Below are 12,969 nucleotides of genomic sequence, written 5' to 3'. Positions count from 1 at the left end.
CCGTCTCCCCGCGTGCGCGGCGCGTACGTACGGCTCGGCCTCCTCCCGCTCCCGGTCGGCTGACGCTTCCGGCGCCGGCAGGCCACCCCTTCACAGAGCGGGCGGGGACCCGGCGGTGCGTACCGCCCGCCGGACCTGAGAGGCCCCCTTGAGCCAGAGTCGACACTTCCCGGTGATGCTCCAGCGGTGCCTGGACCTGCTGGCACCCGCACTGGAGCGGCCGGGAGCGGTGGTCGTCGACTGCACCCTCGGCCTCGGCGGCCACAGCGAGGCGCTGCTGGCCCGGTTCCCCGAGGCGCGGCTGATCGGCCTCGACCGGGACAAGGAGGCGCTGCGGCTCTCCGGCGAGCGGCTCGCCCCCTACGGCGAGCGCGCCACCCTCGTGCACGCCGTCTACGACGAGCTGCCCGAGGTGCTGGAGCGGCTGCGCGTCCCGCGCGTGCGCGGTGTCCTGTTCGACCTCGGCGTCTCCTCCATGCAGCTGGACGAGGCCGACCGGGGTTTCGCCTACGCCCAGGACGCGCCCCTCGACATGCGCATGGACCAGACGACCGGCATCAGCGCCGCCGAGGTCCTCAACACCTACCCGCCGGGCGAACTGGTGCGCATCCTGCGCGCCTACGGCGAGGAGAAGCAGGCCAAGCGGATCGTCTCCGCCATCGTCCGCGAGCGCGAGAAGGAGCCGTTCGACAACAGCGCGCGGCTCGTCGAACTGATCCGGGACGCGCTGCCGCAGGCCGCCAAGCGCACCGGCGGCAACCCGGCCAAGCGCACCTTCCAGGCGCTGCGCATCGAGGTCAACGGCGAACTGTCCGTCCTGGAACGGGCGATCCCGGCCGCGGTCAAGGCGCTCGACGTCGGCGGCCGCGTCGCCGTGCTGTCGTACCACTCGCTGGAGGACCGGCTGGTGAAGCAGGTGTTCGCGGCCGGCGCCGCGTCCACCGCGCCGCCCGGACTGCCGGTCGTGCCCGAGCGCTACCAGCCGCGGCTCAAGCTGCTCACGCGCGGTGCCGAACTTCCCACGGAGGAAGAGATCGCCGAGAACCGCAGGGCCGCCCCGGCCAGGCTGCGGGGTGCCGAGCGCATCAGGGAGGACGCCGAGTGAGCGGAACCGGGCCGGTTGGGTTTCCGGACGCACCTGTCGGCGCGCCGGAGCCACCGGAGGACCAGTGAGCAGGAAACCCGAACTCAAGGGGAGGGCGGCCCGGCTCGCCCGGCTCTTCCCGGTCGGCCGTGCCCGGGCGGCCCGCGCCCCGTTCGTCCTTCTCGTCGTCCTGCTGCTCGGCGGTGGTCTCATCGGGCTGCTGGTGCTGAACTCCGCCCTGAGCGAAGGCTCGTTCAAGCTCGACGCGCTGCAGAAGCGGACGAAGAACCTCACCGACGAGGAACAGGCCCTGCAACGGGACATCGACGCCTACTCGTCCCCCGACGCCCTGCAGCGCCGCGCCCGCCGGCTGGGCATGGTTCCCGGCGGTGACCCGGCGTTCCTCGGTCCCGGCGGCACCGTCAAGGGCGTTCCGAACGCGGCCGGTCCCGAGCCCGCCGCCCTCACCGACCCGCTCGCCCCGGAGAGCATCGCCCCGGCCGCGGGACCCGGTGCCGTCGCGAGCCCCTCCACCGGCCCCTCGGCCACGCCGGCGCAGCCCCCCGCGGACCCGGCGAACCCGGCCGACCCCGCGAACCCGGCCAATCCCGCGAACCCGGCCGACCCCGCGGCTCCGACCGGCCCCACCGCCCCGGCCCAGGCGCCCGGCGCGCCGGCGGTCGTGACGCCGCTCACCACCCTTCAGCCCGCACCCACCCCGACCCCCGGCAGGTGACGGAAGTGTCCGACAGGGAACCGCCGCGCCGCCGCGTGCCCGGCCCCGCCAAGCCGCCCCGTCCGAGGGGCCCCGTCCGGCGCCAGCCGGGGCCGGGCGCCCGGCCGGCCCGCCGGACCGGCGCGTACCGGCCGCCGCCCGCGCCGGTCCTCCGGCTCGGCAGCCCGAGGCCCCGGCTGCGCATGGTCGGCCTCGCGCTCACCCTGGTGATGCTCGCCTTCGTCGTACGGCTGCTCCAGGTCCAGGCCGTCGACGCCGCCGCGTACGCCGCCAAGGCCGTGCAGAACCGCTATGTCGTGCACACCCTGGCCGCCGAGCGCGGCGGCATCACCGACCGCAACGGCGTGGCCCTCGCCATCAGCGAGGACGCCTACGACATCACGGCCGACCCGACGATGTTCACCGCCAAGCAGCTGAAGATCGGCGACGGACCGGAGCAGGCCGCCGCGCTGCTCGCGCCGATCCTCGGCCAGGACCAGGCGGCCATCGCCAGGAAACTCAGGCCCGCGAACAGGCTCTCGCGCTACACCCGGCTCGCCACCCGCCGGACGCCGCAGGTCTGGAAGCAGATCAAGGACCTGAAGGCCGCGCTCACCAAGAAGGCCGAGACCGACAAGGGCACGGTCAACGTGCTCGCCGGCGTCTTCGCCGACCCGAGCAGCCAGCGCGTGTATCCGAACGGCGACCTCGCCGCCGGGATACTGGGCTGGGTCAACGCCGACGGCCGGGGCGGCGGCGGCATCGAACAGGAGCTGGACAAGCGGCTGTCGGGCAAGGACGGCCAGCTGCGCTACGCCCAGTCCGGCGGTCGCGAGGTACCCACGGCCGGCTCGACGGAGACCCCCGCCGTACCGGGCTCCGACGTCGAACTCACCATCGACCGCGACATCCAGTGGGCCGCCCAGAACGCCATCACGGAGCAGGTGCGCAAGTCCAGGGCGGACCGCGGCTACGTCATCGTCCAGGACACCCGCACCGGCGAGATCCTGGCCATGGCCAACTCGCCCGGTTTCGACCCCAACGACCTGTCGAAGGCCGACGGCGAGGCCATGGGCAACGCGGCCGTCCAGGACGCCTTCGAGCCCGGCTCCACCGCCAAGGTGATGTCGATGGCGGCCGTCCTCGAACGGAACGCGGCCACGCCGCTGACCCACGTCGTCGTGCCCAACCGGCTGCACCGCGGCGACCGGCTCTTCCAGGACGACGTCGACCACGGCACCTGGTACCTCACGCTCAACGGCGTGCTCGCCAAGTCCAGCAACATCGGCACCATCCTCGCCACCGGCCAGCTCGGCCGGACCCAGCCCGAGGCCAACAAGGTCCTCTACTCGTACCTGCGCCGGTTCGGCATCGGCAGCGCCACCGGCCTCGGCTTCCCCGGCGAGACCAGGGGCATTCTCGCGCCCGCCGGAAAGTGGTCCACGTCGCAGCAGTACACGATTCCTTTCGGCCAGGGCTTCTCGCTCAGCGCCATGCAGGCCGCCTCCGTGTACTCGACGATCGCCAACGGCGGCGTCCGCGTGGAGCCGACCCTGGTACGCGGGACGAAGGGCGCCGACGGACGTTTCGCACCGGTCCCGCAGCCCAAGAAGACCCGTGTGGTCAGCGCGAAGACCGCGAAGACCCTCGCCCAGATGCTGGAGTCGGTCGTGGACGACGAGCAGGGGACCGGCATCAAGGCCCGCATCCCCGGGTACCGGGTCGCGGGCAAGACCGGCACGGCCAACCGCGTGGATCCGGCCACCGGCCGCTACCACGGCTACACCTCGTCCTTCGCCGGTTTCGCACCCGCGGACAACCCGCGGATCACCGTCTACTGCGCGATCCAGAACGCCACGTCGGGCAGCTACTTCGGCGGCCAGATCTGCGGCCCGATCTACAAGCAGGTGATGGAGTTCGCCCTGAAGACCCTCCAGGTCCCGCCGACCGGGGCGAGGTCCGCGAACCTGCCCGTCGACTACAAGCCCTGATCAGCACACGCGAACGACCACCAGGAACCCACTCGTGACGACGAACAGCCCGAACCCCGGGGACCGGGGCAGCACCCCCGGCCCCTCACTTCGCTCCGGAGCGGGTGCGCCCGGTACGCTCACCGCCGTGCCACACGCTGATCAGTCCCAAACCACCCAGAAAGGCGCTTCCGTGACATATCCGGGACCGCCGCGACCGGCTCAGGTCTCCGCCACACCTCTCGCGGAGCTGGCCGATCAGCTGGGCGCCGCCGCTCCGGCCGCCGCCGAGGTCACGGGGATCACCCACGACTCGCGCGCCGTCCGCCCCGGCGACCTGTACGCCGCCCTCCCGGGCGCCCGCCTGCACGGCGCCGACTTCGTCACCCAGGCCGCCGGCCTCGGCGCGGTCGCCGTGCTCACCGACCCGGCCGGCGCCGAGCGCGCCGCCGCGTCCGGACTGCCGGCCCTGGTGGTGGACGACCCGCGCGCGCGGATGGGCGAACTGGCGGCCACCATCTACGGTCACCCGGGCCGCGACCTGCTCCAGATCGGCATCACCGGCACCTCCGGCAAGACCACCACCGCCTACCTGGTCGAGGGCGGGCTGCGCACCACGCGCTCCACCGGTCTCATCGGAACCGTCGAGACGCGCATCGGCGAGGAGCGCATCAAGTCCGAGCGCACCACCCCCGAGGCCACCGACCTGCAGGCCCTGTTCGCGGTCATGCGCGAGCGCGGTGTCGAGGCGGTCGCCATGGAGGTCTCCAGCCACGCGCTGGTCCTCGGCCGGGTCGACGGCTGCGTCTTCGACATCGCCGTCTTCACCAACCTCAGCCCGGAACACATGGAGTTCCACTCCGACATGGAGGACTACTTCCGGGCCAAGGCGCAGTTGTTCACACCGAAACGCAGCAGGCTCGGCGTCGTCAACACCGACGACGAGTACGGCCGCCGGCTCGCCGCCGAGGCGACCGTCCCGGTGGTCACCTTCTCCGCCGAGGGCCACCCCGACGCCGACTGGCGCGCCGAGGACGTCCAGGTCGGCCCCATGGACTCGACGTTCACCGTGCTCGGCCCCGAGGGCCGGCGCGTCCACGCCAGGTCACCGATCGCCGGGCCGTTCAACGTGGCGAACACCCTCGCCGCGATCGTCGCCCTCGCCGTGGCCGGTCTCGACCCGCAGACCGCCGCCGACGGCATCGCCGCCGTGCCGGGCGTCCCCGGCCGCCTGGAGCGCGTGGACGCCGGCCAGCCCTACCTCGCCGTCGTGGACTACGCCCACAAGACCGACGCGGTCGAGTCGGTGCTCAAGGCGCTGCGCAAGGTCACCAAGGGCCGGCTGCACGTGGTCCTCGGCTGCGGCGGCGACCGCGACCGGACCAAGCGCGCCCCGATGGGCGCCGCCGTGGCCCGGCTGTCCGACACGGCCGTACTGACCTCCGACAACCCCCGCTCCGAGGACCCCCTGGCGATCCTCGCGACCATGCTCGAGGGCGCGGCCTCCGTGCCCGCGCACGAGCGTGGTGAGGTCCTCCTGTTCGAGGACCGGGCCGCCGCCATCGCCGCCGCCGTGGGCCGCGCCCAGGCCGGCGACACCGTGCTGGTCGCGGGCAAGGGCCACGAGCAGGGCCAGGACATCGCCGGCGTGGTCCGTCCCTTCGACGACCGCCAGGTGCTTCGCGAAGCTATCCAGAAGACCCAGGGATGAACTTGTGATCGCCCTCTCTCTCGCCGAGATCGCTGAAGTCGTCGGCGGGCAGACGCACGACATACCGGATCCGTCCGTCCTCGTCACGGGACCGGTCGTCCGGGACTCCCGGGAGGTGCGCGAAGGCAGCCTCTTCGTGGCCTTCGTCGGCGAGCGCGCCGACGGCCACGACTACGCGCGGGAGGTGGTCGAGGCCGGTGCCGCCGCCGTACTGGCGTCCCGGCCCGTCGGCGTGCCCGCGATCGTGGTCGAGGACGTCCAGGCCGCCCTCGGTGCCCTCGCCCGCCACGTCGTACGCCGGCTCGGCGCGACCCTCGTCGCCCTGACCGGCTCGGCGGGCAAGACCAGCACCAAGGACCTCATCGCCCAGGTGCTCCGGCGCAAGGCGCCCACCGTCTTCACGCCCGGCTCGCTCAACAACGAGATCGGGCTGCCGCTGACCGCCCTGTCCGCGACCGCGGAAACCCGTTTCCTGGTCCTGGAGATGGGCGCCCGGGGCATCGGCCACATCCGCTACCTCGCCGAGCTGACCCCGCCGCGGATCGGCCTGGTGCTCAACGTCGGCACCGCCCACATCGGCGAGTTCGGCGGCCGTGAGCAGATCGCCCAGGCCAAGGGCGAACTCGTCGAGGCGCTTCCGGCCGCGGCCGAGGGCGGTGCCGCGATCCTCAACGCCGACGACCCGCTGGTGCGCGCCATGGCCTCCCGTACCAAGGCGAAGGTGGTCCTTTTCGGAGAGTCGGCCGAAGCGGACGTACGCGCCGAGAACGTACGACTCACGGACAGCGGACAGCCCGCCTTCAGGCTTCACACACCCTCCGGTGCAAGCGATGTGACCATGCGCCTGTACGGTGAACACCACGTGTCGAACGCGCTCGCCGCGGCCGCCGTCGCCCATGAGCTGGGCATGTCCGCGGAAGAGATCGCCCTCGCGCTCTCCGAGGCGGGCTCCCTCTCCCGCTGGCGGATGGAGGTCACCGAGCGCCCGGACGGCGTGACCATCGTCAACGACGCCTACAACGCCAACCCCGAGTCCGTGCGGGCCGCCCTCAGGGCGCTCGCGGCCATGGGCAAGGGGCGCCGCACGTGGGCGGTGCTCGGCAAGATGGCCGAGCTGGGGGACGAGGCGCTCGCCGAGCACGACGCCGTCGGACGGCTCGCCGTCCGGCTCAACGTCAGCAAGCTCGTCGCGGTCGGGGGGATTGAGGCCTCCTGGCTGCAACTGGGCGCATATAACGAGGGTTCGTGGGGTGAGGAGTCGGTGCACGTGTCCGACGCACAGGCGGCGGTCGACCTGTTGCGCAGCGAGTTGCGCCCGGGGGACGTCGTACTCGTGAAGGCCTCCCGTTCGGTGGGGCTCGAGAGCGTCGCCCAGGCGCTCGTCGAGGGCGGGGTCGATGCCCGATGATGAAGCAGATCCTGTTCTCGGGAGTCATCGGCCTCTTCCTGACGCTGGTCGGCACCCCGCTGCTGATCAAGCTCCTCGCCCGCAAGGGCTACGGCCAGTACATCCGCGACGACGGCCCGCGTGAGCACGCCAGCAAGCGCGGTACGCCGACCATGGGCGGCATCGCCTTCATCCTGGCGACGATCGCGGCGTACTTCCTCAGCAAGCTCATCACCGGCTACGCCCCGACCTACTCGGGTCTGCTGGTCCTCGGCCTGATGTTCGGCATGGGCCTGGTCGGCTTCCTGGACGACTACATCAAGATCGTCAAGCGCCGGTCGCTGGGTCTGCGGGCCAAGGCGAAGATGGCCGGCCAGCTCATCGTCGGCATCGGCTTCGCCGTGCTGTCGCTGATGTTCTCCGACGCCCGCGGCAACACCCCGGCGTCCACCAAGCTGTCCTTCATCACCGACTTCGGCTGGTCGATCGGCCCGGTGCTGTTCGTGGTCTGGGCGCTGTTCATGATCCTGGCGATGTCGAACGGCGTGAACCTGACGGACGGTCTGGACGGTCTGGCCACCGGCGCCTCCGTGCTCGTCTTCGGCGCCTACACGTTCATCGGCGTCTGGCAGTTCCAGGAGTCGTGCGCCAACGCGCAGACCCTGACGAACCCGAACGCCTGCTACGAGGTGCGCGACCCGCTGGACCTCGCGGTCGTCGCGTCCGCGCTGATGGGTGCCTGCCTGGGCTTCCTGTGGTGGAACACCTCGCCCGCCAAGATCTTCATGGGGGACACGGGCTCGCTCGCCCTCGGCGGTGTGCTCACCGGTCTGGCCATCCTCTCCCGCACGGAGCTGCTGGTGGCCATCATGGGCGGCCTGTTCGTCCTCATCACCATGTCGGTCGTCATCCAGGTCGGCTCGTTCCGGCTCACCGGGAAACGCGTCTTCCGGATGGCACCGCTCCAGCACCACTTCGAACTCAAGGGCTGGTCCGAGGTCCTGGTGGTGGTCCGCTTCTGGATCATCCAGGGCATCTGCGTGATCGTCGGACTCGGCCTCTTCTACGCGGGATGGGCAGCGGACAAGTGACCTCCTCGGTGCCCACTGGGCTTTCGGAGTTCCAGGGCAAGCACGTCACCGTCGCGGGACTCGGCGTCTCCGGCGTCCCAGCGGCCAGGGTGCTCCACGCGCGCGGCGCGATCGTCACGGTCGTCAACGACGGCGACGACGCACGCGCGCGTGAGCAGGCCGCCGAACTGGAGGCGCTCGGTGTCACCGTGCGCCTCGGTGACGGCGCGACCCTCCCCGAGGGCACCGAGCTGATCGTCACCGCCCCCGGCTGGAAGCCCGACAAGCCGCTCTTCCTGGCGGCCGCGGAGGCGGGCGTGCCCGTCTGGGGCGACGTGGAACTGGCCTGGCGCCTGCGCGGGCCCGACGCGGCCCCCTGGCTCGCCGTGACCGGCACCAACGGCAAGACCACGACCGTGCAGATGCTGGCCTCGATCCTGCGGGCCGCGGGCCTGCGCACGGCCGCGGTCGGCAACATCGGGGTCTCGCTGCTGGACGCGGTCCTCGGCGAGGAGCCGTACGACGTGCTCGCCGTGGAGCTGTCCAGCTACCAGCTGCACTGGGCGCCCTCCCTGCGCGCCCACTCCGCGGCCGTGCTGAACCTCGCCCCGGACCACCTCGACTGGCACGGCTCCATGGAGGCCTACGCGGCCGACAAGGGGCGCATCTACGAGGGCAACCAGGTCGCCTGCGTCTACAACACGGCCGACCCGCGCACCGAGGACCTGGTGCGTGCGGCCGACGTCCAAGAGGGCTGCCGGGCCATCGGGTTCACCCTCGGTGCCCCCGGCCCGTCCCAACTCGGCGTCGTGGACGGCATCCTGGTCGACCGGGCCTTCGTGGAGAACCGGTACAAGAACGCGCAGGAGCTGGCCGAGGTCTCCGACGTCGAACCGCCGGCCCCGCACAACATCGCCAACGCCCTTGCCGCCGCCGCCCTCGCGCGCGCCTTCGGGGTGCCCGCCGCGGCCGTCCGCGACGGTCTGCGCGCCTTCCGTCCCGACGCGCACCGCATCGCGCACGTCGCGGACATCGACGGAGTGGCGTACGTGGACGACTCCAAGGCGACCAACACCCATGCCGCGGAAGCCTCGTTGGCGGCATATGAGCCGATTGTATGGATTGCCGGTGGTCTGGCGAAGGGCGCGACCTTCGACGAACTGGTCGCCAGGTCCGCGAAGCGGCTGCGCGGCGCCGTCCTGATCGGCGCCGATCGGGCCCTGATCCGCGAGGCCCTCACGCGACACGCCCCGGAAGTACCCGTCGTCGACCTCGAACGGACCGACACTGGGGCGATGCTCCAGGCGGTGACGGAAGCGAAGCGGCTCGCACAGCCCGGTGACACGGTGCTGCTGGCCCCGGCCTGCGCCTCCATGGACATGTTCACCAACTACAACGAGCGCGGTGACGCGTTCGCGGAGGCGGTCCGCGAACTCGGCGCCTGACCCGGCCGCCTGCCGGGCGGATCTTGGGAGGGACGCGTGGGACGGTCGACGTTCACTGGAGGCGCTCATGCCCGGTAGCCGTACCGGCCGGCCGCCCGTACAGCGGGCGTCCCGCCGTCCCCCCACCGCCCGGCCCGCGCGCGAGAACCCCCTGCTGCGGCTCTACACGCGGGCACGCAAGGCCTGGGACCGCCCGCTGACCGCCTACTACCTGATCCTCGGCGGCAGCCTGCTGATCACCGTGCTGGGCCTGGTGATGGTCTACTCGGCCTCCCAGATCACCGCGCTCCAGCTCTCGCTCCCGGGGTCGTACTTCTTCCGCAAGCAGGCCCTCGCGGCGCTGATCGGCGGCGCCCTGCTGTTCGCCGCCTCCCGCATGCCGGTGAAGCTGCACCGGGCGCTCGCCTACCCGATCCTGGCCGGCGCCGTCTTCATGATGGCCCTGGTGCAGGTGCCCGGGATAGGGATGTCGATCAACGGCAACCAGAACTGGATCTCCCTCGGCGGCTCGTTCCAGATCCAGCCCAGCGAGTTCGGCAAGCTCGCCCTCGTCCTGTGGGGCGCCGACCTGATCGCCCGCAAGCAGGAGCGCAAGCTGCTGACCCAGTGGAAGCACATGCTGGTGCCGCTGGTCCCGGTCGCCTTCCTGCTGCTGGGCCTGATCATGCTCGGCGGCGACATGGGCACCGCGATCATCCTCACCGCGATCCTGTTCGGCCTGCTCTGGCTCGCCGGGGCGCCGACCCGGCTGTTCGCCGGGGTGCTGACCATCGCCGCCCTGATCGGCGGTGTCCTCATCAAGACCAGCCCCAACCGCATGGCCCGGCTGGCCTGCATCGGCGCCACCGAGCCCAAGGCCGGGGTGGCCGACTGCTGGCAGGCCGTGCACGGCATCTACGCCCTCGCCTCCGGCGGGCTCTTCGGATCCGGCCTCGGCGCGAGTGTGGAAAAATGGGGCCAACTGCCAGAAGCGCACACCGACTTCATCTTCGCCGTCACCGGTGAGGAACTGGGCCTGGCGGGGACGCTGTCGGTACTCGCCCTGTTCGCGGCTCTAGGCTATGCGGGTATCCGCGTGGCCGGATGCACGGAGGACCCCTTCGTGAGGTACGCCGCGGGAGGCGTGACCACGTGGATCACCGCTCAGGCGGTGATCAACATCGGTGCGGTGCTCGGCCTGCTGCCGATCGCCGGCGTCCCCCTCCCGCTGTTCTCCTACGGAGGGTCCGCCCTGCTGCCGACCATGTTCGCCATCGGGCTGCTGATCGCCTTCGCACGCGACGAGCCCGCTGCGCGGGCGGCGCTTGCGATGAGGCAACCTCGCTTTGGTAGAAAGCGGGCTGGAGGCGCCAGGATGGATCGGGGGCCTCGGAGATGGAACACGATGCGACGGCGCGCCTCGGTGGCGCGTACGTCCGGAGAGCGGTGAATTTCGGTGCATGTCGTACTCGCTGGTGGGGGGACCGCCGGCCACATCGAGCCCGCGCTCGCCCTCGCGGACGCCCTGCGCAGGCAGGACCCGACCGTGGGCATCACGGCCCTGGGCACGGAACGCGGACTTGAGACCCGACTCGTCCCGGAGCGCGGCTACGAGCTGGCGCTGATCCCCGCCGTGCCGCTGCCCCGCAAGCCCACGCCCGAGCTGATCACCGTCCCGGGCCGGCTGCGCGGGACCATCAAGGCGGCCGAGCAGATCCTGGAGCGCACCAAGGCGGACTGCGTGGTCGGCTTCGGCGGCTACGTCGCCCTGCCCGGCTACCTGGCCGCCAAGCGCCTCGGTGTGCCCATCGTGATCCACGAGGCCAACGCCCGCCCGGGCCTGGCCAACAAGATCGGCTCACGGTACGCGGCCCGGGTCGCCGTCTCCACGCCGGACAGCAAGCTGCGCGACGCCCGCTACATCGGCATCCCGCTGCGCCGCTCCATCGCCACCCTGGACCGCGCCGCCGTCCGCCCCGAGGCCCGCGCCCGCTTCGGCCTCGACCCCAACCTGCCCACGCTGCTCGTCTCGGGCGGCTCGCAGGGCGCACGGCGCCTCAACGAGGTCGTCCAGCAGGTCGCCCCGTGGCTCCAGCAGGCCGGCATCCAGATCCTCCACGCGGTCGGCCCGAAGAACGAACTGCCGCAGGTGCAGCAGATGCCGGGAATGCCCCCCTACATCCCGGTAAGTTACCTGGACCGGATGGACCTCGCGTACGCCGCGGCCGACATGATGCTCTGCCGCGCGGGCGCGATGACCGTCGCCGAACTCTCCGCCGTGGGTCTCCCGGCCGCCTACGTCCCGCTGCCCATCGGCAACGGCGAACAGCGGCTCAACGCCCAGCCGGTGGTCAAGGCCGGCGGCGGACTCCTGGTCGACGACGCGGAACTCACCCCGGAGTGGGTGCAGCAGACCGTCCTGCCCGTGCTCGCCGATCCGCACCGGCTGTACGAGATGTCCCGCGCCGCGGGCGAGTTCGGCCGCCGGGACGCCGACGAGCTGCTCGTCGGCATGGTGTACGAGGCGATCGCCTCGCGCCGTTAGGACCGTATGACGAAAGGGCTGTGAGCGTGGCCGGACCGACGACCGCCGAGCGCGGTGACCGCCAGCAGGAGTCGTCCGGCCCGCCGCCCGCGCGGTGGTCGGGCACACGCCGCCTCCGCGCCCTCGTCGTCCTGGCCGCCCTGCTGGTGCTTCTCGCGGGCGGCTGCGCCTGGTTGCTGTACGGCTCCTCGTGGCTGCGCCTGGAGCGCGTCTCGGTCTCCGGCACCCGGATGCTGACCCCCGCCGACGTGCGCGAGGCCGCCTCCGTGCCGGTCGGGGCGCCGTTGGTCTCCGTCGACACGGAGGCCGTCGAGGCCCGCCTGCGCCGGAAACTGCCCCGGATCGACACCGTCGACGTCGTCCGTTCCTGGCCGCACGGAATCGGTCTGAAAGTGACCGAACGCACCCCGGTGCTCCTTGTCCGAAAAGCCGGGACGTTCGTGGAAGTCGACGACGACGGTGTCCGGTTCGCCACGGTTTCGCAGGCGCCGAAAGGCGTTCCGGTACTGGAACTGACCGCGTCCCGTTCCGGTTCCGGCGCCGCGAGCTTCCGGCGCTTCGGCACCGACCGGCTGGTGCGCGAGGCCGTGCGGGTCGGCGGCGACCTGCCCGCGGCGGTGGCGCGGCAGACCCGGACCGTCAAAGTCGGCTCCTACGACGACATCTCACTGGAGTTGGGCGACGGGCGCTCGGTCGCGTGGGGCAGCGGCGAGGACGGCCGCGCCAAGGCACGGGCCCTCACAGCACTCATGAAAGCAGTTCCCGGCGCACGGCACTTCGATGTCAGCGTGCCCACCGCCCCTGCGTCATCGGGGAGTTGACGCACATCAGCGCAGGCCAGCACCCTGGTTGGGCACTGCTATGGCTGATCACATAGGGTGAAAAGAAAAACGGGAGGTTCGGCGTGTTCGTTGAACGGGCGCCACTTGTCGACTTAGTGTCCTGTTCAGAAGACTCCAGGGAACAGACACACTGGTAACCCTAAACTTCAAGGTTAGGGTTCGGGTCGGCGTTCGGACCGTCCCATTCGGCATCAGTCGTCCCGGTGCGGGGAACCGCCCCG

General features: G+C 71.7%; 10 protein-coding genes. All 10 read left to right on the top strand.

The features are described from left to right. Positions 1-148 precede the first annotated feature (148 nt). Positions 149-1,105 (top strand): 16S rRNA (cytosine(1402)-N(4))-methyltransferase RsmH, encoded by a 957-nt coding sequence (rsmH, locus tag B446_RS10920; protein ID WP_020939490.1) that lies wholly within the window; start codon positions 149-151, stop codon positions 1,103-1,105. Between the two features lie 64 nt (positions 1,106-1,169). Beyond that, positions 1,170-1,820: a septum formation initiator family protein gene (locus B446_RS40210; RefSeq protein ID WP_020939489.1), complete on the top strand. Its 651-nt coding sequence runs from the start codon at positions 1,170-1,172 to the stop codon at positions 1,818-1,820. Positions 1,821-1,825: 5 nt separating this feature from the next. Beyond that, a complete protein-coding gene (locus B446_RS10910) occupies positions 1,826-3,790 on the top strand; it encodes a peptidoglycan D,D-transpeptidase FtsI family protein (protein WP_020939488.1) in 1,965 nt (654 codons plus the stop codon). A gap of 172 nt (positions 3,791-3,962) precedes the next feature. Beyond that, positions 3,963-5,480 (top strand): UDP-N-acetylmuramoyl-L-alanyl-D-glutamate--2,6-diaminopimelate ligase, encoded by a 1,518-nt coding sequence (locus B446_RS10905; protein WP_020939487.1) that lies wholly within the window; start codon positions 3,963-3,965, stop codon positions 5,478-5,480. Between the two features lie 4 nt (positions 5,481-5,484). Continuing rightward, positions 5,485-6,888: a UDP-N-acetylmuramoyl-tripeptide--D-alanyl-D-alanine ligase gene (locus tag B446_RS10900; protein WP_020939486.1), complete on the top strand. Its 1,404-nt coding sequence runs from the start codon at positions 5,485-5,487 to the stop codon at positions 6,886-6,888. Next, entirely contained in the window at positions 6,885-7,958 is a 1,074-nt protein-coding gene (gene mraY / locus B446_RS10895; protein ID WP_193384443.1) for a phospho-N-acetylmuramoyl-pentapeptide-transferase, read from the top strand. The genes B446_RS10900 and mraY overlap by 4 nt, the downstream gene beginning before the upstream one ends. Beyond that, on the top strand, positions 7,940-9,382 hold the full coding sequence (murD, locus tag B446_RS10890; RefSeq protein WP_193384442.1) for a UDP-N-acetylmuramoyl-L-alanine--D-glutamate ligase: 1,443 nt from the start codon (positions 7,940-7,942) through the stop codon (positions 9,380-9,382). The genes mraY and murD overlap by 19 nt, the downstream gene beginning before the upstream one ends. 67 nt (positions 9,383-9,449) lie before the next feature. Further along, a complete protein-coding gene (gene ftsW / locus B446_RS10885; RefSeq protein ID WP_020939483.1) occupies positions 9,450-10,811 on the top strand; it encodes a putative lipid II flippase FtsW in 1,362 nt (453 codons plus the stop codon). 6 nt (positions 10,812-10,817) lie between these two features. After that, complete coding sequence (murG, locus tag B446_RS10880) at positions 10,818-11,906, top strand: undecaprenyldiphospho-muramoylpentapeptide beta-N-acetylglucosaminyltransferase (protein WP_020939482.1); 1,089 nt, start codon at positions 10,818-10,820, stop codon at positions 11,904-11,906. 26 nt (positions 11,907-11,932) lie between these two features. Further along, entirely contained in the window at positions 11,933-12,727 is a 795-nt protein-coding gene (locus B446_RS10875) for a cell division protein FtsQ/DivIB (RefSeq protein ID WP_043477992.1), read from the top strand. The last annotated feature ends 242 nt before the right edge of the window (positions 12,728-12,969 follow it).

Source organism: Streptomyces collinus Tu 365, assembly GCF_000444875.1.
Lineage (GTDB): Bacteria > Actinomycetota > Actinomycetes > Streptomycetales > Streptomycetaceae > Streptomyces > Streptomyces collinus_A.
The sequence above is the reverse complement of the archived record's forward strand: the minus strand, read 5'-3'. Positions and strand labels throughout refer to the sequence as shown.

What these genes read in the sequence shown, in the direction of transcription:
- mraY (WP_193384443.1), top strand. Translation starts at nt 6,885, where the DNA reads ATGATGAAGCAGATCCTGTTCTCGGGAGTCATCGGCCTCTTCCTGACG.
- ftsW (WP_020939483.1), top strand. Translation starts at nt 9,450, where the DNA reads ATGCCCGGTAGCCGTACCGGCCGGCCGCCCGTACAGCGGGCGTCCCGC.
- murD (WP_193384442.1), top strand. Translation starts at nt 7,940, where the DNA reads ATGGGCAGCGGACAAGTGACCTCCTCGGTGCCCACTGGGCTTTCGGAG.